This is a genomic window from Synechococcus sp. NOUM97013, assembly GCF_014279815.1.
Taxonomy (GTDB): Bacteria; Cyanobacteriota; Cyanobacteriia; order PCC-6307; family Cyanobiaceae; genus Synechococcus_C.
Map to the genome: position 1 here is coordinate 2233192 of NZ_CP047941.1, position 22063 is coordinate 2255254.

25 protein-coding genes are annotated in these 22063 nt (G+C 61.5%); 10 read left to right on the forward strand and 15 right to left on the reverse strand.

Annotated elements, in window-relative coordinates; translation table 11 throughout:
- The first annotated feature begins 95 nt into the window (after nucleotides 1-95).
- Nucleotides 96-1088: a heat-inducible transcriptional repressor HrcA gene (gene hrcA / locus SynNOUM97013_RS12170; RefSeq protein WP_186480010.1), complete on the forward strand. Its 993-nt coding sequence runs from the start codon at nucleotides 96-98 to the stop codon at nucleotides 1086-1088.
- 87 nt (nucleotides 1089-1175) lie between these two features.
- Here hrcA and trpB read toward each other — a convergent pair whose 3' ends face one another.
- On the reverse strand, nucleotides 1176-2426 hold the full coding sequence (gene trpB, locus SynNOUM97013_RS12175) for a tryptophan synthase subunit beta (protein ID WP_186480011.1): 1251 nt from the start codon (nucleotides 2424-2426) through the stop codon (nucleotides 1176-1178).
- 39 nt (nucleotides 2427-2465) lie between these two features.
- Nucleotides 2466-3425: a class I SAM-dependent methyltransferase gene (locus tag SynNOUM97013_RS12180; protein ID WP_186480012.1), complete on the reverse strand. Its 960-nt coding sequence runs from the start codon at nucleotides 3423-3425 to the stop codon at nucleotides 2466-2468.
- Nucleotides 3426-3464: 39 nt separating this feature from the next.
- On the opposite strand from SynNOUM97013_RS12180, the gene SynNOUM97013_RS12185 reads away from it, so the two are divergent.
- Together SynNOUM97013_RS12185 and cysC are read left to right on the forward strand one after the other, a co-directional pair.
- On the forward strand, nucleotides 3465-3791 hold the full coding sequence (locus tag SynNOUM97013_RS12185) for a translation initiation factor (RefSeq protein WP_186480013.1): 327 nt from the start codon (nucleotides 3465-3467) through the stop codon (nucleotides 3789-3791).
- A gap of 45 nt (nucleotides 3792-3836) precedes the next feature.
- Nucleotides 3837-4484 carry an adenylyl-sulfate kinase gene (gene cysC / locus SynNOUM97013_RS12190; RefSeq protein ID WP_186480014.1) on the forward strand — a complete coding sequence of 216 codons (648 nt, stop codon included), beginning with the start codon at nucleotides 3837-3839 and terminating at the stop codon, nucleotides 4482-4484.
- Here the strand turns inward: cysC and SynNOUM97013_RS12195 are convergent.
- Genes SynNOUM97013_RS12195 through purE form a run of 3 tightly spaced genes read right to left on the reverse strand, consistent with a single transcriptional unit; the run spans nucleotide 4465 to nucleotide 6774 of the window.
- Nucleotides 4465-5547: an AI-2E family transporter gene (locus SynNOUM97013_RS12195; protein ID WP_186480015.1), complete on the reverse strand. Its 1083-nt coding sequence runs from the start codon at nucleotides 5545-5547 to the stop codon at nucleotides 4465-4467. The genes cysC and SynNOUM97013_RS12195 overlap by 20 nt on opposite strands.
- Before the next feature lie 19 nt (nucleotides 5548-5566).
- Nucleotides 5567-6187: an oxidoreductase gene (locus SynNOUM97013_RS12200; RefSeq protein ID WP_186480016.1), complete on the reverse strand. Its 621-nt coding sequence runs from the start codon at nucleotides 6185-6187 to the stop codon at nucleotides 5567-5569.
- Nucleotides 6187-6774: a 5-(carboxyamino)imidazole ribonucleotide mutase gene (purE, locus tag SynNOUM97013_RS12205; protein WP_255442790.1), complete on the reverse strand. Its 588-nt coding sequence runs from the start codon at nucleotides 6772-6774 to the stop codon at nucleotides 6187-6189. The genes SynNOUM97013_RS12200 and purE overlap by 1 nt, the downstream gene beginning before the upstream one ends.
- A 32-nt stretch (nucleotides 6775-6806) precedes the next feature.
- Between purE and SynNOUM97013_RS12210 the strand changes: the two genes are divergently transcribed.
- Together SynNOUM97013_RS12210 and bchM are read left to right on the forward strand one after the other, a co-directional pair.
- Nucleotides 6807-7961: an N-acetylglucosamine-6-phosphate deacetylase gene (locus SynNOUM97013_RS12210; protein ID WP_186480017.1), complete on the forward strand. Its 1155-nt coding sequence runs from the start codon at nucleotides 6807-6809 to the stop codon at nucleotides 7959-7961.
- A 95-nt stretch (nucleotides 7962-8056) separates the two neighbouring features.
- Entirely contained in the window at nucleotides 8057-8770 is a 714-nt protein-coding gene (gene bchM, locus SynNOUM97013_RS12215) for a magnesium protoporphyrin IX methyltransferase (RefSeq protein WP_186480018.1), read from the forward strand.
- A gap of 21 nt (nucleotides 8771-8791) precedes the next feature.
- Here bchM and SynNOUM97013_RS12220 read toward each other — a convergent pair whose 3' ends face one another.
- From SynNOUM97013_RS12220 to SynNOUM97013_RS12230, 3 genes are read right to left on the reverse strand one after another with little or no spacing between them, the layout of a single operon-like run.
- Nucleotides 8792-9754: an RNA pseudouridine synthase gene (locus tag SynNOUM97013_RS12220; protein ID WP_255442791.1), complete on the reverse strand. Its 963-nt coding sequence runs from the start codon at nucleotides 9752-9754 to the stop codon at nucleotides 8792-8794.
- Nucleotides 9751-10464 carry a response regulator transcription factor gene (locus SynNOUM97013_RS12225; protein ID WP_186480019.1) on the reverse strand — a complete coding sequence of 238 codons (714 nt, stop codon included), beginning with the start codon at nucleotides 10462-10464 and terminating at the stop codon, nucleotides 9751-9753. The genes SynNOUM97013_RS12220 and SynNOUM97013_RS12225 overlap by 4 nt, the downstream gene beginning before the upstream one ends.
- A gap of 33 nt (nucleotides 10465-10497) precedes the next feature.
- Nucleotides 10498-11007: a hypothetical protein gene (locus tag SynNOUM97013_RS12230; protein ID WP_186480020.1), complete on the reverse strand. Its 510-nt coding sequence runs from the start codon at nucleotides 11005-11007 to the stop codon at nucleotides 10498-10500.
- 23 nt (nucleotides 11008-11030) lie between these two features.
- Between SynNOUM97013_RS12230 and SynNOUM97013_RS12235 the strand changes: the two genes are divergently transcribed.
- Complete coding sequence (locus tag SynNOUM97013_RS12235) at nucleotides 11031-12215, forward strand: cysteine desulfurase family protein (RefSeq protein ID WP_186480021.1); 1185 nt, start codon at nucleotides 11031-11033, stop codon at nucleotides 12213-12215.
- A 69-nt stretch (nucleotides 12216-12284) separates the two neighbouring features.
- Complete coding sequence (locus SynNOUM97013_RS12240) at nucleotides 12285-13034, forward strand: hypothetical protein (RefSeq protein WP_186480022.1); 750 nt, start codon at nucleotides 12285-12287, stop codon at nucleotides 13032-13034.
- Nucleotides 13035-13042: 8 nt separating this feature from the next.
- Here the strand turns inward: SynNOUM97013_RS12240 and rsmH are convergent, their stop codons facing one another.
- Nucleotides 13043-13960: a 16S rRNA (cytosine(1402)-N(4))-methyltransferase RsmH gene (gene rsmH, locus SynNOUM97013_RS12245; protein ID WP_186480023.1), complete on the reverse strand. Its 918-nt coding sequence runs from the start codon at nucleotides 13958-13960 to the stop codon at nucleotides 13043-13045.
- Between the two features lie 44 nt (nucleotides 13961-14004).
- Between rsmH and SynNOUM97013_RS12250 the strand changes: the two genes are divergently transcribed.
- A complete protein-coding gene (locus SynNOUM97013_RS12250) occupies nucleotides 14005-15189 on the forward strand; it encodes an NAD(P)H-quinone oxidoreductase subunit H (protein ID WP_186480024.1) in 1185 nt (394 codons plus the stop codon).
- 181 nt (nucleotides 15190-15370) lie between these two features.
- Nucleotides 15371-17236, forward strand: a complete 1866-nt coding sequence (locus SynNOUM97013_RS12255; protein WP_186480025.1) for a hypothetical protein — start codon at nucleotides 15371-15373, stop codon at nucleotides 17234-17236.
- Between the two features lie 24 nt (nucleotides 17237-17260).
- On the opposite strand, the gene SynNOUM97013_RS12260 is transcribed toward SynNOUM97013_RS12255, so the two are convergent.
- Nucleotides 17261-17767: a DUF6790 family protein gene (locus SynNOUM97013_RS12260; RefSeq protein WP_186480026.1), complete on the reverse strand. Its 507-nt coding sequence runs from the start codon at nucleotides 17765-17767 to the stop codon at nucleotides 17261-17263.
- A 60-nt stretch (nucleotides 17768-17827) separates the two neighbouring features.
- Between SynNOUM97013_RS12260 and SynNOUM97013_RS12265 the strand changes: the two genes are divergently transcribed.
- Entirely contained in the window at nucleotides 17828-18283 is a 456-nt protein-coding gene (locus SynNOUM97013_RS12265) for a thioesterase family protein (RefSeq protein ID WP_186480027.1), read from the forward strand.
- Here SynNOUM97013_RS12265 and SynNOUM97013_RS12270 read toward each other — a convergent pair.
- Genes SynNOUM97013_RS12270 through menA form a run of 5 tightly spaced genes read right to left on the reverse strand, consistent with a single transcriptional unit; the run spans nucleotide 18270 to nucleotide 22006 of the window.
- Nucleotides 18270-18485, reverse strand: coding sequence for a hypothetical protein (locus tag SynNOUM97013_RS12270; protein WP_186480028.1), 216 nt, complete (start codon nucleotides 18483-18485; stop codon nucleotides 18270-18272). The two genes, SynNOUM97013_RS12265 and SynNOUM97013_RS12270, sit on opposite strands and share 14 nt — an antisense overlap.
- Before the next feature lie 7 nt (nucleotides 18486-18492).
- Complete coding sequence (locus SynNOUM97013_RS12275) at nucleotides 18493-18771, reverse strand: TM2 domain-containing protein (RefSeq protein WP_186480029.1); 279 nt, start codon at nucleotides 18769-18771, stop codon at nucleotides 18493-18495.
- Nucleotides 18755-20044, reverse strand: coding sequence for an AMP-binding protein (locus SynNOUM97013_RS12280; RefSeq protein WP_186480030.1), 1290 nt, complete (start codon nucleotides 20042-20044; stop codon nucleotides 18755-18757). The genes SynNOUM97013_RS12275 and SynNOUM97013_RS12280 overlap by 17 nt, the downstream gene beginning before the upstream one ends.
- On the reverse strand, nucleotides 20044-21021 hold the full coding sequence (menC, locus tag SynNOUM97013_RS12285; protein WP_186480031.1) for an o-succinylbenzoate synthase: 978 nt from the start codon (nucleotides 21019-21021) through the stop codon (nucleotides 20044-20046). Before menC ends, SynNOUM97013_RS12280 begins: the two co-directional genes overlap by 1 nt.
- Nucleotides 21022-21025: 4 nt before the next feature.
- Nucleotides 21026-22006, reverse strand: a complete 981-nt coding sequence (menA, locus tag SynNOUM97013_RS12290; RefSeq protein WP_186480032.1) for a 2-carboxy-1,4-naphthoquinone phytyltransferase — start codon at nucleotides 22004-22006, stop codon at nucleotides 21026-21028.
- Nucleotides 22007-22063: the final 57 nt, after the last annotated feature.

Consider the following 22063-nt stretch of genomic DNA (forward strand, 5'->3'; position numbering starts at 1 on the left):
GGCCCGTGCGAAGGTTTTGAAGACCACATCTTCATGACGAGAGGAATCCCGAACAGGGAATTCTCCTTACGATCGCTGCCAATCAGGTGACTGCTGTGGAGCTGCTGCCCCGACGTCAACAGGAGGTTCTGCAGGCCACGGTGCACCACTACGTCGACACCATCGAACCGGTGGGGAGTCGCACTTTGGTACAGCGCTTCGGCATCAAAGCCAGTTCGGCCACCGTGCGCTCCGCCATGGGCGCCCTGGAACAACGGGGCCTACTCACCCAGCCCCACACCTCAGCAGGACGGGTTCCCAGTCCCCAGGGTTATCGGCACTACGTCGACTGCCTGTTGCCGGAGCCGGGTGCCGGAGCCCAGCACCTCGAGCGTGAGCTCACACAGCTCAGCCTGCGTTGGGCTGCCCTCGACGATCTGCTGCTGCAACTGGCCAAGCGCCTCAGCGACTTCACAGGCCTCATGAGCCTGATCACGCCACCGCAACGCTCCCAAAGCCAGCTGCGTGCCATCCGTCTGGTGCCCAGCGAAGACCGCCTGCTGGTGATGGTGGTGGCGGACTCCAGTCAGGCCCATCACCTCAATCTGCGCCTACCCCACGGCAGTGCCCATCAGGTGAAGGCCCTAGAGCGATGGACTGACGACCAACTGAAGGGCAGTGGCCAGCTTGACTGGAACTGCCTGCCTCAGCAGCTGCAATCCTGCGGCCAGGCCCTCCACGATGCGCTGCAGAGCCGGGATCCCCTGCGCGGCCCCGGTGACCAAAGGGCCCTAGTGCACGGCGTGTCGCGTCTGGTGGCTGAACCGGAATTCAGTGACAGCGATCGGGTCAGACCACTGCTGGAATTGATGGACAGCAACCCGGCGGCTTTCGCTCCCAGCAGACAGGGCTTTGGCGGCCGTGTCTGGATTGGAGGAGAGCACCCTCAAACAGCCTTGCAGCACTGCTCAGTGGTGCAAGCGAGTTACAGAAGCGGAGATGGAAGCACCGGCCAAGTTGCCCTAATCGGGCCGATGCGCATGGCCTATGCCACAGCTCGTGCAGCCGTGACGTGTGTCGCAAGGACCCTCAACCATCTGCTGAGCTGATGGGGTAGAGAGCAACAGCCGAGGATTCAAATGATCACGGCGAGCCAGTGGTTCTGGACTGCGTGATCGAGTCCATCTCTCCACCGGTCAGAGAGCGTCTCCCAAACGCTCCGCAACGGCATTGACATCCTTGTCGCCGCGTCCGGAGCAATTGATCACCAGTTCCGTGCCATCGGCCAGGGTGGGACAGAGGGTTTCCAGCCAGGCAAAGGCGTGGGCGGTTTCCAAGGCTGGAATGATTCCCTCCAACCGACTGACCAGCTGCAGGGCCTCCAAGGCTTGCGTGTCAGTGACAGCGCCATATTCAGCACGGCCGATCTCACGCAGGTAGCTGTGCTCGGGACCGACACCGGGGTAGTCCAATCCGGCACTGATCGAATGGGCTTCCTGAACCTGCCCGTCCTCATCCTGAAGCAGCAGGCTCATGGCACCGTGAAGAACGCCGACGCGGCCTTCGGTCATGGTGGCGGCATGACGCCCTGTGGCCACGCCATCTCCAGCGGCTTCAACGCCGATCAGGCGCACATCACGGCATTCCACAAATGGGTGGAACAGGCCCATGGCATTGGAACCACCACCCACACAGGCCATCAGCACGTCCGGGAGCCGTCCGAACGCCTCACGGCATTGCGCCCGGGTCTCTTCGCCGATCACGGCATGGAAATCGCGCACCAACATTGGATAAGGGTGTGGCCCAGCCACAGAACCCAGGATGTAGTGGGTGGTTTCCACATTGGTGACCCAGTCTCGGATGGCCTCGCTGGTGGCGTCCTTCAACGTTGCGGTCCCTGCCGTCACCGGCTGGACCGTGGCACCGAGAAGACGCATGCGGAACACGTTCAGCGCCTGACGGCGCATGTCTTCAGCACCCATGTAGACGACGCACTCAAGCCCGAAACGGGCGCAGACCGTGGCAGTAGCCACGCCATGCTGGCCAGCGCCGGTTTCGGCGATGATCCGCTTCTTGCCCATCCGCAGCGCCAGCAATGCCTGCCCCAAGGCGTTGTTGATCTTGTGCGCGCCGGTGTGATTCAGGTCTTCACGCTTCAACCAGATGCGTGGGCCACCATCGGCTCGGCGGTAGTGGGCGGTCAAACGCTCCGCTTCATAAAGCGGGGTAGCGCGACCCACGTAGGTCTTGAGCAGCCGGTTCAATTCGGTGGTGAAGGCCGGATCCTTCCAGGCCTCTGCCGCGGCCACCTCCAGCTCGGCAAGCGCTGGCATCAGGGTTTCGGGCACGTACTGCCCACCAAAGCGGCCGAAGCGCCCGGAGGACGCTGGCCGAGAGGTCACGGCCAAATCCTGGGCAGTGGGCTGAGAAGGCAGGGTGCTGGTCACGAATGCAGCTGACCGCGTGACGGCCGTTGAAGCGTGCGATCAGCGTAAGCAGGCGATCACGCGATGCCGCGGATCACAGGCGCTGATCTGCAGATCATGAAAGCCGGCCGCCTTCAACGCCGCTTCCATATCCAGGTTGAAGTACTGCTCGATGTACGGCTCAGTGCTCTTCAACAGCGTGGCCACGGCGGCGGGAAGACGCTGCAGCACGGACGACGCAGGGTCCTGATCCACCATCACCAGCGCACCGCCGGGACGCAATAGACGGGCGGCCTCAGCCAACACCGCATGGGTGGCCTCCTGCGGCAGTTCGTGGCACACGAACTGCAGGCTGATCAGATCAAATGAGTCTTTTGGCAGACCTGTGTCCTCCGCTGCCGCATGCAACCACCCATCAACGAGCCCATCCGGGTCTCGCACGCGGGCCACGGCCAGCATGTCCGGTGACAGATCCAGTCCCTGAACGCGCGGACGGGGCTCCTGACGGTCGTCCGCTCTCTGATGCAGCCAGCTGGCCAGATGCTGCGTGCTCACCCCGACTGAACAACCCAAATCCAGCACCTGCTGCATGGATCCATCAAGCAGGGGAGTAACGGCACCATGGATCGCATCCCGCAAGCGCGTCTGCGCCAGATCCGGCGACAGCACCTCTTCGGGCCAGATGCGCAGTGCCATCGCATCGGTGGCCTGTTCGGCTTCGGCAGCGGCCTGCCAACAGAGATTGCCCTGCTCGTAGGCATGGAAGCGAGCCAAGTAGTACTGAGGCGGCTGCAACCCAGCCATGACGGAACTGGCACGCAATGACGCGGCCGCTTCATGCAACTCACGGCGTCGGGCACGCCAGGGGATGCCGTTGCGTTCCGCCGTCCGGATGATCAGCTGGCGAGCCTGAAAGAAGAGCGGACGCCGCAGCAAGCCAATGCTGATCAACCGTTCGATCCAGCGGCCGAGCCCTTGACTGGAATCAGCCCATTGGGGTGAAGGTGCGGAGTCGGTCATCACAGGGACGGCAGGATGGTGGGCGGATGGATCAAAGCGATGCCCAAAGGAGGTTGGCAGGAATTCAGCAGCGCCGACAGTCTGAAGCGACCAAGCAACCCAGCGGCTGACTCCACCCCGAAGGCGCAGCAGATGGTGCGCGTACAGCCCACCCGAGGTGGCAAAGGTGGCAAAACCGTCACCGTGATCCGGGGACTCGAATTGGATCAGGCCGGCTTCAAGAACCTGCTCAAGAAGCTGAAGACACGCATCGGCAGCGGTGGCACGGCCAAGGATGGCGTGATCGAACTGCAGGGCGATCAGGTGGATCTCGCGCTGGAGCTGCTCACCAAGGAGGGCTATCGACCCAAGCGCGCCGGTGGTTGAGGGACAATGGCGGACCGAGATGGCGGATCGAAACCGCCGCAACCCATGACCGCTTCCTCCAGTTACGGCCAGCTCACCAACCAGGGTGCGTCAACCAACATCGCCTGGCACCACGCCTCAGTTGACAGGCAGGCCCGTGCTGGCCAGCGGGGACATCGCAGCGCGATTCTCTGGTTCACCGGTCTGAGCGGTGCTGGCAAAAGCACCCTGGCCAATGCGGTGAACCAGGCGCTGTTCGAGCGAGGGCTGACGACTTACGTGCTCGATGGCGACAACATCCGCCACGGCTTGTGCAAAGACTTGGGCTTTTCCGACGCGGATCGTGAAGAGAACATCCGCCGCATCGGGGAGGTGTCGAAACTGTTTCTGGATGCCGGAACGATTGTTCTGACCGCCTTTGTATCGCCGTTCCGGGCCGATCGCGACAAAGCCAGGGCCCTTGTGGCCGAGGGGGATTTCATTGAAATCTTCTGTTCCGCCGACCTGAGTGTCTGCGAAGAGCGCGACACGAAGGGGCTATATGCCAAGGCCCGCGCCGGTGAAATCAAGGAATTCACAGGGATCTCCAGCCCTTATGAGGCACCCGAAACGCCAGAACTCTCTGTCGACACCGGTGCCGCCGATTTGAACGCCTGTGTGGAGCAGGTGGTGAACGCACTGATCTCCAGGGACATCATTCCGACCCAGAGCTGAATGCCCCGGACGCCAGGGGAATCCCCTGGCGCGCGGCCCAGGCATCCACAAGCGTTTTGAAGCTGCTGGCGACAGGCACCGCCAGCAACAAACCCAGCAGTTCGCCGAACCCATAGAGATCTCCTGCCTTTGCACCCAAAGGCAGCGCGATCAGCAGCCAAGCCGGTTGCAACCCCACGATGCTTCCCATCAATCGGGGCTGAATGACCTGGTCGACAATCTGACCCACCAGGATGGCGGCCACCAGAATCTCAAGCCCTGTGCCCAGGTCCTGGAAGGCCAGCAAAGCACTGACCGCAACGATGGTGAAGGCGCTGGCATAGGGGATCAGCGTGGTGAAGCCGATCAGCACAGCAAACAGAACTCCGTAGGGAATCTGCAGCACGGTGAAGACGACGATCTGACCCAGGGCCAAGATCAAGGCCAACAACACCTGACCAGCGAAATAACCACGGAACGTACGCACCATGGTGCGCACCACCAGATCGCGCCAGTCCTGCGGCAACCAGCGGGCAAGACCTGCCGTAATCGCCTCACCACCGAGCAGAAAAAACACCGCCAGCACCAGCACGATCACGGTGTTGATCGTGGTGCCAAGGGTGGCCCCGAGGATGCCCAGCAACCTCTGGCTCAACTGACTGGCCAGGCGGCTCAGGCGAGTGAGCAGGTCACTGCTGAGATCACCGAATTCACTGGGTAGTCCACGCTCTACGGCCCAATCCTGCAAACGATTGACCAGAGCCTCCGACGACGCCAAAAATCCGGGTAAGGCATTGATCAGCTGGCCGAGCTGATCAATCAGCAGCGGCACGAGCGTGACACCGGCGAAAACCAACGCACCGATGGTGAACAAGGTCACCATCACGATCGCGAGCCAGCGAGGCAGGCCTCGCCCCGTGAGCCAGCGGCAGGGGATGTCGAGCAGGAAGGCGATCAGTGCCGCGGTGAGGAACAAACCCGGGAACGGCGCCAGAGGCAACAGCAGCTGACGAAGGACATAGAGGTTGAGGGTCAGCAACGGCAGGGCCAGCCCCCATCGCATCCAGGCCGGCCAGGTGGTCATTGCTGCACTGCGGCGATGTTCAAAAGGGGCTGAGCTTGGAGGAAGCGTTCACGTAATGGCACCAGAAAGCAAGCCAGGCTGCAATGCCCAGAAATTTCGCCCCCTCCTCGAACAGCTGAACCGTTTCGTAAGACGCCGGGAACACTCCCTGGAACGCATCAATCAACACGGATGAACCCAGCAGGATCACTGCGAGAACAAATGAATCGCCTCCGAACCGTCTCAAGGCTCCGCGAAAGCGAACCAACAACAAAACGCTGAACACCGCATAGGTGACGTAAAGGAATGACTCGCCCAGATAACGGTCATGGACCAGGAACATGTCATCGAGACAGAGCCAGAGCGAGAAGCCACCACCACAGAACGCGAACTGTCGGTGCACCACAGATCCTTTGATCTGACCAGTGGACGCAGCGAACAAGGCGATCGCCGCTGCGGCCATCCAGAGCAGGTAACCGACGCTTGAGAGAAAGCCCTGGCCGAGTGGCGCACCACAATCCTGAGCCAGATCACGGAGCACCTTGGTGGAACTGATGCCTTCCGCCGCACTCCAGCTGAGCGCGACTCCGTAGATCACAGCCGCCGGCAACAGCGCCTTCAGCAACGTGGGGCGCAAGGTGGATGATTGGCCGCGTCGCATCAGCGCATCTGGTCGAGATAGTCCTGACTGCCCAACTGCATCAGGCGGGCGTCCTTGGTCACCACCGTGTCATGAAGCGTCTGGCGATAGGTCTCCAGCCGTTCAGCCAACGCCCCGCCCTCCACCGCAAGAATCTGGGCGGCCAGCAATCCGGCATTCAAACCACCGCCGATGGCCACTGTCGCCACTGGGATCCCGCCCGGCATCTGCACGATGGAGTGGAGGGAATCAACACCGGAGAGTGCACGGCTCTGCACCGGCACGCCGATCACCGGCAAGGTGGTCAGAGACGCCACCATCCCCGGTAGGTGAGCGGCGCCTCCAGCACCGGCCACGATCACCTTGAAACCTCGGGTGCGAGCCTGCTGGGCAAAAGCCACCATTTCCAAGGGCGTGCGGTGGGCCGAGAGCACCCGCACCTCGACGCTGATCCCCAGCTGCTGCAGGATCTCGACGGCCGGATGCAGGCTGGGGAGATCGGAATCACTGCCCATGATCACGGCGACCTGTGGCGTGGCTTCTGAATCGGAGGAGACGGAGGACGACACGGGAGCGGGCAAGAACCAGGTGGACAGCAAGACTGCCATCGTCCCGCACCGGCATCAGCCGGACCACCTGCATGCGTCGGATCACTGATGTACGGCTGCCGCAACGTCCCGGGCACCGGGAGGGCACCGGACTGCACTGGCTGACCGTCGATGATCAGGGACGGATCGCTGCCGCAGGTCCCATGCCGTCCGGCAGGGCAATGGAGGGCGAAAGCTGGGCAGGAGACCGCCTGAGCCCCAGAGGCATCGACCTGCAGATCAACGGGGGACTCGGACTGGCATTCCCCGAACTTGAGGGAAGCGATGTTCCAAGGATTGAACAGCTCCTGGAGCTGCTGTGGCGCGATGGCGTGGAGGCGATTGCGCCAACACTGGTGACTTGTGCCGTGGAGCCTCTGCGCCGTGCATTGACAGTGCTGCGTGAGGCGCGCAATAGGCACCAACCTGGACGGTGCCGCCTGCTGGGGGCCCATCTGGAGGGACCCTTTCTGGCGGAAGCACGCCGTGGCGCCCACCCCGCCGAACACATCGCCGCCCCGAGCCTGCAGGCCCTGGAGCAACGCATCAGTGGTTTCGAAGCTGACATCGCCCTGATCACCCTGGCGCCGGAACAAGCAGGCGGTGAGCAGCTGGTGCAACATCTCGGCGCACTGGGAATCACGACGGCACTGGGTCACAGCACGGCCGATGCCGACCAGGCTGCACAGGCCTTTGATCAAGGCGTGCGCATGCTCACCCACAGCCTCAATGCCATGCCGGGCCTGCACCACCGCGCCCCAGGGCCGGTGGGAGAAGCCTGCAGGCGAGGCAATGTTGCCCTGGGCCTGATCGCGGATGGCGTGCATGTTCACCCCACCATGGCGGTGCTGCTGCAACGCCTCGCAGGAGATCAACTGGTGCTGGTGAGCGATGCCCTGGCGCCCTATGGACTCGACGATGGCGAGCACCGCTGGGATGAACGGGTGCTGCTAGTGCATGACGGCACCTGCCGGCTCGAGGACGGCACACTCGCGGGCGTCACGCTTCCGCTGTTGGAAGGAAGCTGCCGTCTAGCCCGGTGGAGCGGTGATGCAGATGGGGCGATCTGGGCCGCCACCATGGCGCCACGTTTCGTTCTCGATCCATCCGGCGCTGAGCCACAGCTCATCGGCACCACCTTGAACAACCTGCTCCGCTGGCATTGGAACGCGCAGGATCAACAGTTGAGCTGGCAAGAGGCTGCATAAACCAAGCGCTGCTCAGAAACAAGCACTGCTGAGAACAGAACGCTGCTCTCGAACGAGAAGCTGCGTAGGATCCCGCCGACGCAAACCCTTCCGCCATGGCCCCCGATCAACTGCTGGAGCAGAAACAGGCCGAGAAGAAAGAGGTGAAGGGCTATTTCGAAACCACCGGTTTCGACCGCTGGAACCGCATTTACAGCGACAGCGATGACGTGAACAAGGTGCAGCGCAACATTCGCATCGGTCACCAAAAGACCGTGGATGAAGTGCTGGCCTGGATCAAGGAGAGCGGTGAACTCAGCGACGTGAGTTTCTGCGATGCCGGCTGCGGCGTGGGCAGTCTCAGCCTGCCGCTGGCGACCATGGGTGCCGGCTCGATCAACGCCAGCGACATTTCCTCGGCCATGGCCGAGGAAGCGGAGCGCCGGGCCCGTGAGGCCGGCCTCGACATGGCAAAGCTGAACTTTTTCGCCAGCGACCTGGAAAGCCTGAGCGGCTCCTTCCACACGGTTTGCTGCCTAGATGTGTTCATCCATTACCCCCAGGAGCCTGCAGAGGAGATGGTGAAACACCTCTGCAGCCTCACCGAAGAGCGGCTGATCGTGAGCTTTGCGCCCTACACGCCTTTGCTGGCGCTGCTGAAGGGCATTGGCCAGCTGTTCCCCGGCCCCAGCAAAACCACCCGGGCTTACACCTTGAAGGAAGACGGCATCGTCAAGGCGGCGGAAGCCTGCGGTTTCAAGCTGGTGCGCCGCAGCCTGAACAAAGCCCCCTTCTACTTCTCCCGCTTGATCGAGTTCCGCAAGGCTTGAGTTCTCGCTCCAGGTCGCCGTTCATCCAAAGGACGCGCCTGGTTCGCAGCACAAGGACAGGCCATCCAGAGACAAGCGCCAGGCATGGAGCCGGTATCCGCCGTCTCCTGGCGTGGCCTGTTCGTTGATCTGTTGGTTCTGCAGATAAAGGGGATCGCCGAGCAGGGGAGATCCCAACTGCGCAAGGTGGATTCGAATCTGATGTGGACGTCCTGTGGTGATGGCGACCTGCAGGCGATCACCCTCTGACGTTCGCTCTAGAAGGCTGACTTCGCTGTGGGCTTGCAGACGCCGGCGAACGGTCACGGCGGCTGGAGGCTCCGGCCCCCACACCCAGCCGAGCAGCGGGTGGGGCCTTTCGATCACATCGGTGTCCACCCGCAACGTCACACCGGGGTCCAAGTCGTTCACTCGGTGCGCCCAGGCCTGATAGAGCTTGCAGCTACCACCATCCGGCCGGAACGCGCGCGACAGCCTGGCGCGGGTTTCGCCACGACGCGCGCACACCTGAAGACCGGAGGTGAAGCGTCCCAGCCGATGGACAGGTTTGGGCACCTGCTCCTCACAGGCATCAAGGCAGCGCTGAACCAGCAACCGCTCCAAAGTGTGTTCCAGGAAGCCACCCCCTGGCATCACCGGCAGACCGGAGGGCTTATGGATCACCAGCACGTCGCCGTCATCGTGAATCACGTGCCAGGAGTCGGGGATGGCCGGCTCCACCCATGGGGGGCGTGACCAGTGCAACTCCGCCGCAGCGGGCAGTGGCTGATCACAGGCCAGAAGCGCGCCATTGAGGCGAAGTTCGCCACGTTGAATCCTCTGTTTCCAGTCCTCAATCGACGAATGACGATGGCGGTCCGCCAGGAGTGCAGACACCATCTGTCCTTGCTCGCGCTGACCGGTTCGGTCGCTGTAGGTCCAGCCCTGATTGAGCGCCGCTGGACGCCATCCCTCGGCGGATGCGTCCTGCGTGGGAGGCGTCACTCCACCAGCCGATGCTGCAACGCGTAGCGCACCAGTTCCGTACGACTGGAGGTTCCGGTCTTGATGAAGAGCCGACTCACGTATTTCTCCACGTTGCGAATCGATGTTTCCAACTGACGCGCGATCTCCTTATTCATTAAACCTTCAGCCACCAATTGGAGAACACTCGCTTCTCTGGGCGTGAAATTGTGCTGCACAGGTTCCGTGGAAGGCAGCGCTTCCGCCTGGGCCAGCAACGATCGAATCTCAGTGATCTGTTTGGCCATCTGACCCATGTCGGCATCAGCAAAACGCGCAGCCTCCTGAAGCAAGCGTTGCTGCCGTTGAGCCACGTTGCTGACGCGAGCCACCAACTCATCCGGGTCGAAGGGCTTGGGGATGTAGTCATCCACGCCGGCGAGATAGCCCTGAGTGCGGTCCGCGGTCATGCCCTTGGCCGTCAGAAAGATCACCGGGGTGCCGCCAAGACGTTCATCGGCCCTCAGTTTGTTGAGCAGTCCGTAGCCATCCAGGCGCGGCATCATCACATCGCTGATGACCACATCCGGCAGCATTTGCTGGGCTTTGGTGTATCCGTCCTCGCCATCAACGGCGGTCGTGACATCAAAGCCCTCGTCTTCGAGGTAGGCCTGCACGGCAGAACGCAGACCCGGTTCATCGTCCACGAGCAACAGACGCACCGGAGGCTGATCAGGCTGGGATGTGGTCATGGCCAGACCTCGTCTTGGCGGAATCTAGAGGCGTCATGGTGCTGGCAACCGCAACACTTCCTCGGATTCAATCAACTGGGTCGAATAGCCGAGTTCTCTGGCCTGCTCGCCCAGAGTTTCCGGTTCCTTGCCGGCCAAGGTGGGGTGACAGGCCGCCCACCACACCAGATGATCCTCACGGGTTGAGAGGCGCAGCGGCCCACCGGGATTGAGCTTGCGGATGTAAATCGCGTCGTTGTCACGGGTCATCCGCAACGGTTCCTCACGACTGCAACTCACCGATTCGGACGGAACCACGAGATCATCGGCGTATTCCTGCCACAACTTGAATCGCCTGAGCTCAGGATCCGCTGGGTCGCGGTTGATGGCAAAAATTCCGAGGGTGTATGCATCGGCACCATCACGTTGATCCAGGACCACAAGGTCCACAGGACGCATGGCCTTCATCTGTTCCAGCAACGACTCACGATCAACCGGAACGGCGTGAACAACACCAGAAGCCATCAGCAGGCTCAGACTGGAGATCCAATGAATGGCACGCATCGCGACAGAAAGCGACTCATCCCATGCTGCCAACCCCTGCCGAAGGATCGCTCAACAACGGTGTGATCAACCTCGACCATCAGGCCACCACCCCCTGCCATCCTGCCGTGATCGAGGCGATGGAACCCTGGTGGCGAGAGCAATGGGGCAATGCCTCAAGCCGTCAACACCGCCTGGGGCTTACTGCAGCCGCAGCCGTGAGCTCCGCCAGGAACACCCTGGCCGACAGCCTCGGAGTCGAAAGCGACGAGGTGATCTTCACCAGTGGCGCCACCGAAGCCAACAACCTGGCCCTGCTCGGCCACGCGCGGTTTCGCGCCCGGACCGCTGGAGGCCCTGGGCACTTGATCAGCGTGGCCAGCGAGCATCATGCGGTGCTCGATCCCCTGCAGCAACTCAGACAGGAAGGCTTCGAACTGACGCTGCTCACGCCCAGGCCCGATGGCCTAATTGAGACGACACAACTGGAACAGGCCATCCAGCCGAATACGCAACTGGTGAGCGTGATGGTGGCCAACAACGAAATCGGTGTGATCCAACCGGTACAAGAGCTGAGCACGATCTGCCGCAACCATGGGATCACGATGCACACGGATGCGGCGCAGGCCTACGGGCATCTACCGGTGAACATGCAACACCTGGGCTGCTCGCTGCTCAGTGTTAGCGCCCACAAATTCAACGGTCCCAAGGGAATCGGGGCTCTCGTGGCACGGAAAGGGACCGGTCTTGACCCCCTGTTCTGGGGCGGAGGTCAGGAGCAAGGGCTACGTCCGGGAACCCTGCCTGTGCCATTAATCGTGGGACTGGCTGCCGCCGCGACCCTGGCGAAGGCGGATCAGGCGGCCAGGCTGACACGGCTCGGCGCCCTGAGGGATCAGCTCTGGCATGACCTGAAGCAGCGCAACCCTGGTCTCCTGCTCAACGGCACGCTGCACCCACGCCTCGCCCACAACCTCAACATCACCGTGCCGGGAATCTCTGGAAGCCGCCTGCAGCGGGCGCTGAAATCCCAATTGGCCTGCAGCAGTGGCTCAGCCTGCAGCAGTGGGGCTCCCTCCCATGTTCTGCGTGCGATCGGGCGCAGTCGCACCGAAGCAGAAGCCTCGCTGCGACTGAGCCTCGGCCGCGACACCACAGCAATCGACATCGAGCGTGCCGTTGCAGTACTCACAGAAACGATTCAGGCAGGTGCGACGGGCCGGCCTTGAAGCCCCATCGATCAAACGTGGAAAAAGCTGTCAAAGCGGCTACGTTCCGCCCAGGATCGAACGTTGCTCATGACCGAGACCCCAGCTGGCAAGAGACTTCACGTGCTGAAAGCTGTGGAGGATGGCTGGAGCGCCTTCATACGGGCACCTTGGCCTTTCGTGCTGTTCGCACTGCTGTACGGCGTGTTGGCAATCCTGTTCCAGCTGCTGCCCGAGTTCCTCCTCGACATCACGACCAATCCCTCAGTCAGTGCCGCGGTGATCAGCCTGATTGTCTCGATGGTGGGCAGCGTCCTGATCAGCCTCTGGGGAACCATGGGCTTGATCCGAGGCGCCTGGAAAGCACTCGACGGGGAGAAGCTTGGCTTTTCAACTATGACGCGCTGGGACGGCGATGCCGCAGGGCGCCTGTTCATCAATCAGATCGTTCTGATCATCCTGGGCCTGATTATCAGCGGCATCAGCCTCGCCTTAATGGTGGCCCTGTCGCAGGCCAATGAGGTTCTCGGCTACATCCCTTTCATCACGGCAGCCGTGGTGTTCATCTATCTGATGGTGAACCAGACCTTCCTGCCGTTTCTTGCTCTTCTCCAGGACGAGCCACCCTTGAGCAACCTTGGACGCGGTCGGGAGGTGGTCGATCCATCCTGGCGATGGGTGCTGCTGCTACTGATCGTGGAGATGGCGATTCTGTTGATAGGCATGGTGTTGTGCGGAGTGGGTCTGCTCGCTGCTTTCCCAGTGACGCTGTGTGTCTCAACGGCGGCCTACCGGCAACTGTTTGACGACACCGACAACACCGGCTTCCTCGCCGAGTAGGTCCTGCTTCAGTCAGGCAGTCGACGCCTGGCCAGTCGCAGTTTTGCACTGCGACTGCGGGCATTCAGCTCCTGTTCAGCCTCGCTGGCCACCAGAGGCTTGCGGGTGATGCGCTGCAGGCGTTCATCGGTGAGGAAAGCCGTCTTGACCCGTCTGTCTTCCAGGGAATGAAAGCTGATGATCGCCATCACCCCTCCTGGCTGAAGCCAGCCGGGGGCTTTCTCTAGCAGCTGATCGAGCACCCCGAGCTCATCATTGACGGCGATGCGCAGGGCCTGGAACGTCCGGGTCGCTGGATGAATGCGCCCGCGGCGCGCCTTGGGGGGATAGCAACCCGCGACGGCATAGGCCAAGGCGGCTGTGCCGTCGTAGGCGCCACGTTCCTTCAGATCCGCCTTGATGCGACGGGCAATCCGCCTGGACAGTCGCTCTTCGCCGTAGCGAAAGATCAGATCGGCCAGGTCAGACTCCTCCAAGCGCGCAATCAACTCAGCGGCCGTTTCAGCACCCCCTCCAGGGTTCATGCGCATGTCGAGGGGGCCATCCAGGCGGAAGCTGAATCCCCGTTCCGCCACATCCAGCTGCGGACTGCTGACCCCGAGATCCGCCAGCAGCAGTGCGACCGGTGCGGCAGGGGTGTAATCCGCGAAATTGGTGGCCACGATTGTGACCCGATCGGCATGGGGCTCCAGACGCTGGGCCGCTGCGACTCTGGCCGTGGCGTCCTGATCGAGGCCCACCAGATGCAGCGCTGGATAACGATCCAACAGCAATTGGCTGTGCCCACCACCGCCGAGCGTGGCATCCACAAACAGACCGCTCTGCCAGTGATCACTGGGGTCCTGAGCCAGCGTTTGCAGAAGCGGTTCCGCCAGAACTGGCACATGGGTGAAGGTCTGATCGGAGCTGAAAGGCTGATCGGGCATGGGTCCTTCCTAAGATCCCGTCACCAACGTTGTTCCTCGGCCCCATGACGCAGCTGGAAACGCGCACGGAGCCGATGGTGGTCAACTTCGGCCCGCATCACCCGTCCATGCACGGGGTGCTGAGGCTGGTGGTGACGCTCGACGGCGAAGACGTGGTGGATTGTGAGCCAGTGATCGGCTATCTCCACCGCGGCATGGAGAAGATTGCGGAGAACCGCACGAACGTGATGTTCGTGCCCTATGTGAGCCGCATGGACTACGCGGCAGGCATGTTCTACGAAGCGATCGTGGTGAACGCTCCGGAAAAGCTGGCCGACATTCCCGTCCCCAAGCGCGCCAGTTACATCCGGGTGTTGATGCTGGAACTGAACCGCATCGCCAATCACCTGCTTTGGCTTGGCCCCTTCCTCGCCGATGTCGGTGCCCAGACGCCTTTCTTCTACATCTTCCGTGAGCGGGAGATGATCTACGACCTCTGGGAAGCCGCCACGGGTCAACGCCTGATCAACAACAACTATTTCCGTATCGGTGGTGTGGCCGCCGATCTCCCCTGGGGCTGGCTTGAAAAATGCCGCGATTTCTGCGACTGGTTCGGCCCGAAGATTGATGAATACGAGAAGCTGATCACCAACAACCCGATTTTTCGTCGCCGGATTGAAGGCCTGGGTGTGATCGGCAAAGAGGACGCGATCAACTGGAGCCTGTCAGGGCCGATGCTGCGTGCCTCCGGGGTGCCCTGGGATCTGCGCAAGGTGGATCATTACGAGTGCTACGACGACTTCGACTGGGATGTGGCCTGGGAGAAGGAAGGTGACTGCTTCGCCCGCTATCGGGTGCGGATCGAGGAGATGCGCCAGTCCCTCAAGATCCTGCGCCAAGCCTGCGACATGATTCCCGGTGGCCCGACCGAAAATCTGGAAGCCAAGCGCATGGCGGAAGGCAAGGACAGCGAATTCGCCGGCTTCGACTATCAATACGTGGCCAAGAAAGTCGCCCCCACCTTCAAGATCCCCAACGGCGAGCTCTACACCCGCCTCGAATCAGGCAAGGGTGAGATCGGCGTGTTCCTGCAAGGCAACAACGACGTCACACCCTGGCGCTTCAAGATCCGCGCGGCTGACTCCAACAACCTGCAGATCCTTCCTCACATCCTCAAGGGACACAAAGTGGCCGACATCATGGCGATCCTGGGATCGATCGACGTGATCATGGGGTCGGTGGACCGCTGATTCAGTGATTCACTGATTGTTCGTCGTCCTCGACAAGTCCCTTCAGCAAGACAGTGAACACTGGCCGACGTGCTCACGCGAAGCGTCGTGATTTAGTCCACAGAGAGGATAAAAAAAAGATGAAACAACGAACAGCAAAATAAGCCGTTCCTAGTCTTAGAAGAGTGATTTTCATCCGTGAATGTCAGTTCTCAGAGGACATTTACTGTCAAGCAACCAAGGCATTCAAAGCGAGAACGTCAATCTCTACGAGATTCCTGAGTCGACATCGGAAAAATCCAGGCTGATTGCATCGACATCCAGTGATGCCGCCGGCCTCTTTGCTTTTGAGGATGTCAATCTTTCCTCCAAGCGGACCTATTACATCTCAGCCAATGACGGCACCAACCATCTTCTGGGATTACTGCGAGACAGTGACACGAAAAACCTGATCGTCAACGATCTCACTACAGCCGCAGGCGCCTACACCTTCAATCGATTCATCGATGGCGAAGCCCTGAGCGGAAGCGCCGCCTCCGTCCGCTCCGGTTGGATGACTTACCAAAACCTGGTCAATCCAGACGGCAGCATTGCAAACGTCGCCAGCAACAATGCTGCAACAGCTGAGCGACTGAATTTACTGGGCAACATCAATGCGGCAGCCATCAGAGATCTGACTTTTCGAAAGACACTCTTTGAGCTCACATCCCCAAGCGAAGGAGAAATCAATCAAACCAATCTTGAGGCCCTTGCATCGATCGGAACGAATCCTGCCAAGAATGCCAGGAAACTGTTTGAACTTGCCGAAACTGCTCCGGCGATTTATCCCGCCGATCGTGAGTCAATTTCACAACGCGACTCATGGCTTCTGTATTTCGAGCATTTCGGAGCTGCCGACGAATCAGAGTCTGTGTTTTTCGGCCCTGGGAACATTGCCATTGATCGCAATGGCGACTTATGGATTGCCAATAACTTCAGGCCTGGAACCGAAGACTTAGACCCCCCACTTCCAGGCAACACCCTGCCTCGCATGCAACCGAACGGCGAATTGACCGGAGGCGAACCCCTTCGAGGTGGCGGAATCTATGGATCTGGATTCGGCGTCAGCATTGACCCTCAAGACCGAGTTTGGGTTGGAAATTTCGGTTTCGGCACCTCGAAAATTCCTTTGCGCGGCAACGGAAACAGCGTGTCGCTGTTCTCCAGTGAAGGCAAACCACTGTCTCCGGGCCGATCGTTTTTCGTCCCTCCCCGCCAACCATCCGGCGGCTTCACCCAGGGTGGCCTGCTTGGCGTGCAAGGCGTGACCAGTGATCAAGATGGCAACATCTGGATCGCAAGCTTCCGAGACACACGCAAAAACCCAAGCAAGATCGTGGTTTATCCAGAGGGCCAACCCCAACGGTTTGACAGCTACCAACACCCTTCCTTGACCTCACCATTTGACATCGCCATCGACCAAGATGGCGATGCCTGGGTGAGCTACCGCAGCGGCGGAAGCAACAAACAAGGCGGCATTGGCCAATACCGCTTCGACGAGAAAGACGGCATCCGCCTGATCCAAACCATTGAGTCTGAAGAGCTCAATGTTCCCTTTGGCGTGGCAACTGCAACGGATGGATCGGTCTGGGTGGCCAACAACGGTGGATCGCCGTTCTATCGATCCAACACCGTGAGCAGGATCGATCCGATCACAGGGAACCTGGATACCTTCTCAATGAACACGAAACAGGATGCAGGCCCTTGGGGCATCAATCTGGATGGCGAGAACAACGTTTATGTCGCCAACTTCGAAGAGCTCTCAATCTCCGTTTTGAAGGGATCCAAGGTCGATTCCCGTGACGGCCAAAAAGTTGGAACGGCACTCTCACCCAAGGGCGGATACAACTTTGATGACAACATCATGCGACCGACTGGTCTGGAGGTCGACAGCGCCGGAAACGTCTGGATCACCAACAACTACAACTCCGATGCTCAGGACTTCGGCCAGAAAAGTGTGTTTCAGGCCATAGGCCTGGCCGATCCCGTCGTGACGCCACTCATCGGTCCCGTGGACCCGCTGTTTTGAGCGCAACGGATCAAGTCAGGACGATCAGGTCAGCCGCCGGCGTTCATGCCGGCTGAACCACAACAGCAGCACCACCACCACTGGCGTCAGCAGATCGGTGTAAAGCACGCTCCCCGCATTGGAGGGTGCCTGATTGTTGTCGACCACAAGCGACACCACATGACCAACGCCGTCGGCGAAGTACCAGCTGCTAAAAGCGACCATCGCCGCCAGCAGATAGTCGCGTTTCCGATACCAAAAGCTGCTGAAACCAAGAATGCTCACAGTGAGATTGGCGTAGGCCACCTCGAACTGGAAAGGACTGTTGGGCCAACCGATCTGCTCGGCGATGAACGGAGCGAACAGCAGATGCGCGATGAAGCCGTAAAGACCCGCAACCCCCATCACCCAGAAGGCGATCCAGAGCAATGACGCTTCCGACCAACGGCTGACGCTTCCCTGCCTTCGGGTCTGCAGGGCACCCAACAACAGGGCCAGCACCAACGTCCACACCCCTGTGTCTTGAAGCAAAAAGCGCACAAGCCCTGCCATTCGCTTTGTGATGCACTGGTGCCAAGGTGACAGTGCGCTGCCGTGATGACAACAGCCGTGATGACGTCACCCACCTGGTTGCAACTGCACCGTGTGGTGCGCTTCGGCGACACCGACGCGGCCGGCGTGATGCATTTCCATCAACTGCTGCGCTGGTGCCACGAAGCCTGGGAAGAAAGCCTGGAGGCCCAGGGCATTGCCGCCGAAGCGGTGTTCCCCGGCTGCCGCGACCAGGAACGCTGGCCTGACGTGGCGTTGCCGGTGGTGCACTGCCATGCGGACTTTCTCAGACCCGTGCATGGCGGTGATCAACTGAGCGTGCACCTGAGCCCACAACGGCTGGATCCCAGCAGCTTTGAGGTGCAGCACCGATTTCTGCTGGGGGATCAAGATGTGGCCCGGGGATGCATCCGCCACGTCGCCATCAGCACCGCGACACGACGGCGCTGCACCCTGCCCGACACGATTGAACGCTGGCTGGAAGCCGCCCAGATCGGACGGATCAGCGAACTTTGAGACGTTGATCACCAGCCCGTGGACGGGGTGAGCGTCCCAAAGCCCACACCAGAGCAGTGATCTGCACGGGCAGCATCGCCATGGCCAGCATCAGGGGATGGAAGCCGGCATGACCCTGCTGCGACCACAGCCAGCCGCTGATGCCGGCCGCCACCACAAGCCACAGGGTTGGGAGTGCACTGGGCAAGCGCTTCGTTGGCATGGTCAGCTCAGAACCATTCCTGCTGATGATCGAGATAAGTCTCCCGGAATTCGTCGGGAGTTTTGGTGAGGTAAATGACCCCCTCAATCAATCCGATCAGAGACATCACACCAGCAGCAAGTCCGCAGGTGATGACACCGCCGGCCACTCCCACCAGCAACATAACGATGCCGGCCTGGTTGTACCCCAACACAAACTTGTGCACCCCCAGTGCACCGAAAAAGATGGCCAGCAGTCCTGCAGCAAGCTTTTTGTTGCTGACTTCCGTATCAGACAACGTCGACATCCTGTTCCTGTTGCTGAGCTGATTGTTGCGAGAGCAGCCAGGTCTGCCAACGCCGGCGATCCCACTTCCCTGCCCGCGAAGGCGCCAGATCCGCACAGGGCACCCAGCGCCGTGGTCGTTCGGCCGCAGGCCAGCCAGACACCAACGCCCTCAACGCATCCATCCCCGCAGGCACTCGATCAGGGGTCGACCAGCGCACCAGGGCCACCAATTGCGCCCCCCACTCGGGATCGGGCAGCCCGAGCATCAGCACCGCTGAGAGGGGCAATCCAGCCCGATCCGCCAGCGACAGCAGACGATCCTCCAGTTGCTCAGGGAAGACCGTGACGCCACCGGACTGCAACGCACCATCGCGGCGACCCACAACCTGCAGATCAGGGGCGACCTGAGCGTCGCCAAGTGTCGCCAGATCACCGGTGCGCCACCATCCCTGCTCATCCACCAGCGCCTGGAGACCACCGGTCGGATCAAGCCTGGCCACAGCCAGGCGGTCACAGTGCACGGCCAGTGCTCCATCGGGATCCAGCCGCAGTCGCACACCCTCGAGAGGCTGGCCGCAGCTGCGATGGCCGGCGAGGAAAGCCTGCGGGGTCTGAACCGTCACCATCGCCGCAGTTTCTGTGGCGCCGTAACAGGGGGCCAAGCGCAAACCCGCCTGGCGGGAGAGCGCCGCGAGATCCATCGGCAAAGCGGCTCCCCCAACCCAGATGACGTCCATGGCCTGAAGCCAGCTGCAGCCCTCGGGGTGAGCCAGCAAGCGCCGCAATTGTGTGGGCACCAGCGACAGAAGCATCGGACGCTTCCGCCAGTCAGGGTGCTGGCGGCAATGCACCTGCAGAACAGACGGCTGCTTCATCAGCTCAGGCGCCAGCCAGCCATGGCGTGCTCCCCACTGACGCGCGCGCCACCAGGGCATCAGTCCACTCACATGCTGAAAGGGCAGGGGATTCCAGACCAAACAGGTCTCGGGATCCAGCCCCAGCCGTTGCAGCCATCGGCCACACACTTCAGCTGAGCGTTCGAGATTGGCGAGCGGATGCAGACAGAGCGAGCGGCCACCGCTGCTGCCACCGGTCGACAGCACCAGACCGGGTCCCTCAGGCCACAGCGCCGACGGCTGCTGAAGCGTGGGCAGTTGCTCCTCCCCTTGAAGCGCCCCCTCTTGAGGCCCCACCAACCGCACCCAGCCCCGGCACTGCAGCAGCTCCAGCAACGCCGTGGCCGTGCGCTCCGGAGCTGCAAGATCGCAAGACAAGGTCACCCAGTCGTGCATCAACACGCTCCTCCAGCGGCCGCCCAGACCTGATCAGGCTCCGCACTGAACAGGGGACCTTCAGGACACCAACCGGGCGCCAGACCAGGCGCTGCAGGTGTTGGACCCTGCCATTGCAGTCGCGACAACAGGGCCAACCAGCGGAACCCGATGCCCGTCTCAAAGGCGGTGCTCAGCATCAGCCGAGGCCGGCCCTGCTGCAACTGCCGCAACAAGGCTCTGGGATCGCCTTCCAAAAGGGGGCGTCGCACTTGCCATCCCTGCCACTGCTCACGCCAAGCAGGGTGCGCCTGCAGGGACTCATCCAGGGCCACGGGAAGGCGTTTAGCCAGCCGATTCAGACCATCCAGATCATCCACCGCGAGGGGCTGCTCCAACCATTGCAAACGCGGATCAGCGGCCAGCACCTCCACCCAGCGGTCCGCCTCCGCACGGTTCCAGCCGGCATTGGCATCCAGGCGCAGCCGCGCCGTCGCAGGGAGGCGTTCCAGCAACTGGTGGAGCAGCAACCATTCGAGCTCTGGATCCGCCGCCGCCACTTTCCATTTGACGGTGATCCCCGGCGCAGCCACCGGTGACGCCAACAGGCGTTCAAGCTCCGGCAGCATCGACGATCCAGCCGGCAGCAGATGCGCTGCAGGGGGAGCCGGATGCCATGGACCCAGATCAGCGTCCAGTTCAGCCAGGGCAGCGCCAACCGCAAAAGCGACGGCTGGCGGCAGCTGCGGCAGCACAAGCTCCAATTGGTCGCGGTTGACCCCAAGCTCGGCCGTCTTCTGCCAGTCAGCCAGGGCCTGCTCACAGGCCTTGCGCGCCTGTGGCTGCAAGGGAGCCACCTCACCCCAGCCCACACGTCCTGTCTGCGAGCAGACGATGCGCAGCAACCAGCCGTCTCGCTGTTGCCAGGAGCCAGTGGCAGTCGTCAGTGGACGGGACAGCAGGAAGCCATAGGGACGAAGCGCCAGAGAGAGCCCCATGCGGTCAGGGGCTCCCAGCGATCGAGGAACCGAACCAGGGCCCCATCGCCAAACCGAGGCTCAAGCCAAGTCCATTGAGGCCCTGAAAACGCAAGGCGAGAAACTTGCTGCCCTGGATGCGTTCCGGCTCAGCGTGATGGCTGCGCAGCAAACGAATCAGTGCTGCAGCCGCGGGTAGTCCCAAAGCTCCAAGCAACGCAGTCGGAGGCCAATCGCCATGGAGCACGGGAGTCCACTCCAACGCCAGGGTTCCCGCAACGAACCAAGGCACCAGCGCCGACGCCCGTGCGGTGCCCAGACGCACCACAGGGGACTGCTTGCCGTGGGCCGCATCCTCCTCAACCTGATGGAAATGCGAGCAGAACAGCACCAGCGAGGTGGCCAGAGCGGGACCCGATCCCAGCAGTAAGGCCACATCCCATGGCACCGCCGCCCATGCAGTGGTCTCTGCTGCGGGAGCCACCACCAACAGCGCAGCTGCTGTGGCAAAAGGGCCAAAGGCCAGCCAGCAGAGCGGTTCACCCAGACCCAGATAGCCGAGGCGGAATGGTGGTCCTTGGTAGAGGTAGCCGATGCCGCAGCTCACCAGCACCAGCGCCAGCACCGAAATGCTGCTCTGAAGAGCCATCAGCAGCATCATCAGCAGGCCAGCCAGGAGCACCAGGGTCGACAGACGACGGACCGGACGGCGACGACCGAGCAGGGCCACCACCGAATGGGGCTTGGCGGTGGTATCGATCCCGGTATCGGCATCAAACAGGTCGTTGCTGAGGTTCTCCCAGAGCAACAACAGCACCGCTGCCAGCAGAAATCCAAGCGCCTGGCCCCAGCGCACCGGCAGCCCCACTCCAACGCGCCAGCCAACCGCGAGAAGCAGCGGCATGACCGCAACGGAGTACATCGGCCATTTGATTGCGGCTTTCCAAAGATGCCGCCGCTCAGCGCGCGGGGAGTGAAGGGTTGCAACAGCCTGGCGATCTTGCATGGACTGGGCGCACTCAGCCCGCTTCAAGACCCATACATTTGAGCAGTCCCCTGCTCG

Excerpts from the sequence above, each read along its gene's own strand:
- menC (WP_186480031.1), bottom strand. The coding sequence starts at position 21,021 with ATGGGGCTCTCTCTGGCGCTTCGTCCCTATGGCTTCCTGCTGTCCCGT.
- SynNOUM97013_RS12260 (WP_186480026.1), bottom strand. The coding sequence starts at position 17,767 with ATGGCAGGGCTTGTGCGCTTTTTGCTTCAAGACACAGGGGTGTGGACG.
- SynNOUM97013_RS12235 (WP_186480021.1), top strand. The coding sequence starts at position 11,031 with ATGCTGCCAACCCCTGCCGAAGGATCGCTCAACAACGGTGTGATCAAC.
- SynNOUM97013_RS12270 (WP_186480028.1), bottom strand. The coding sequence starts at position 18,485 with ATGCCAACGAAGCGCTTGCCCAGTGCACTCCCAACCCTGTGGCTTGTG.
- SynNOUM97013_RS12240 (WP_186480022.1), top strand. The coding sequence starts at position 12,285 with ATGACCGAGACCCCAGCTGGCAAGAGACTTCACGTGCTGAAAGCTGTG.
- SynNOUM97013_RS12225 (WP_186480019.1), bottom strand. The coding sequence starts at position 10,464 with ATGACCACATCCCAGCCTGATCAGCCTCCGGTGCGTCTGTTGCTCGTG.
- SynNOUM97013_RS12265 (WP_186480027.1), top strand. The coding sequence starts at position 17,828 with ATGACGTCACCCACCTGGTTGCAACTGCACCGTGTGGTGCGCTTCGGC.
- menA (WP_186480032.1), bottom strand. The coding sequence starts at position 22,006 with ATGCAAGATCGCCAGGCTGTTGCAACCCTTCACTCCCCGCGCGCTGAG.
- SynNOUM97013_RS12255 (WP_186480025.1), top strand. The coding sequence starts at position 15,371 with ATGTCAGTTCTCAGAGGACATTTACTGTCAAGCAACCAAGGCATTCAA.
- purE (WP_255442790.1), bottom strand. The coding sequence starts at position 6,774 with ATGGCAGTCTTGCTGTCCACCTGGTTCTTGCCCGCTCCCGTGTCGTCC.
- SynNOUM97013_RS12250 (WP_186480024.1), top strand. The coding sequence starts at position 14,005 with ATGACGCAGCTGGAAACGCGCACGGAGCCGATGGTGGTCAACTTCGGC.
- SynNOUM97013_RS12210 (WP_186480017.1), top strand. The coding sequence starts at position 6,807 with ATGCGTCGGATCACTGATGTACGGCTGCCGCAACGTCCCGGGCACCGG.
- cysC (WP_186480014.1), top strand. The coding sequence starts at position 3,837 with ATGACCGCTTCCTCCAGTTACGGCCAGCTCACCAACCAGGGTGCGTCA.
- SynNOUM97013_RS12195 (WP_186480015.1), bottom strand. The coding sequence starts at position 5,547 with ATGACCACCTGGCCGGCCTGGATGCGATGGGGGCTGGCCCTGCCGTTG.
- SynNOUM97013_RS12230 (WP_186480020.1), bottom strand. The coding sequence starts at position 11,007 with ATGCGTGCCATTCATTGGATCTCCAGTCTGAGCCTGCTGATGGCTTCT.
- SynNOUM97013_RS12180 (WP_186480012.1), bottom strand. The coding sequence starts at position 3,425 with ATGACCGACTCCGCACCTTCACCCCAATGGGCTGATTCCAGTCAAGGG.
- SynNOUM97013_RS12280 (WP_186480030.1), bottom strand. The coding sequence starts at position 20,044 with ATGCACGACTGGGTGACCTTGTCTTGCGATCTTGCAGCTCCGGAGCGC.
- rsmH (WP_186480023.1), bottom strand. The coding sequence starts at position 13,960 with ATGCCCGATCAGCCTTTCAGCTCCGATCAGACCTTCACCCATGTGCCA.
- SynNOUM97013_RS12200 (WP_186480016.1), bottom strand. The coding sequence starts at position 6,187 with ATGCGACGCGGCCAATCATCCACCTTGCGCCCCACGTTGCTGAAGGCG.
- SynNOUM97013_RS12185 (WP_186480013.1), top strand. The coding sequence starts at position 3,465 with ATGCCCAAAGGAGGTTGGCAGGAATTCAGCAGCGCCGACAGTCTGAAG.
- bchM (WP_186480018.1), top strand. The coding sequence starts at position 8,057 with ATGGCCCCCGATCAACTGCTGGAGCAGAAACAGGCCGAGAAGAAAGAG.
- SynNOUM97013_RS12275 (WP_186480029.1), bottom strand. The coding sequence starts at position 18,771 with ATGTCGACGTTGTCTGATACGGAAGTCAGCAACAAAAAGCTTGCTGCA.